At 46.8% G+C, this 408-nt stretch carries 1 protein-coding gene; it reads left to right on the forward strand.

Annotation, left to right across the window (positions count from 1 at the left end; all coding sequences use genetic code 11):
• Nucleotides 1-141 precede the first annotated feature (141 nt).
• On the forward strand, nucleotides 142-399 hold the full coding sequence (locus tag CWB78_RS18815) for a hypothetical protein (RefSeq protein WP_171040363.1): 258 nt from the start codon (nucleotides 142-144) through the stop codon (nucleotides 397-399).
• Nucleotides 400-408: the final 9 nt, after the last annotated feature.

Below are 408 nucleotides of genomic sequence, written 5' to 3' on the forward strand. Positions count from 1 at the left end.
TCGGCTTCAAGCTCAGGCTCTTCTTCTGGTTCAGATTGCTCGTCTAAGCCATCAACTGACCAATCAGGTGCTTCTACATAATCATCACTTGTTTGTTCTAACTCGCTCAGTAGCTCATCAACGCTATCGAGGTTTTCATCATTGTACTCATCAAGCGCGTCTTCTGGATCGAGTAAATTAGAAGACGTATCGGTAAAATCATCTTCTGATTCAACATCAAGTTCAGGCTCAGCTGCAGTTTCTGACTCAGCTGCAACTTCAGGCTCTGCTTCAGGTTCAGGCTCAACTTCAAGCTCTGACTCTACTTCAATTTCAGGCTCTACTTCAAGTTCAGGCTCAGCTTCAATTTCTGGCTCTACCTCAGGCTCAGGCTCAGGCTCAGGCTCAGGCTCAGCCTAAGCAGCAGGA

It is taken from the genome of Pseudoalteromonas sp. S1612 (assembly GCF_005887175.1).
In the GTDB taxonomy this organism is placed as follows: Bacteria; Pseudomonadota; Gammaproteobacteria; order Enterobacterales; family Alteromonadaceae; genus Pseudoalteromonas; species Pseudoalteromonas undina.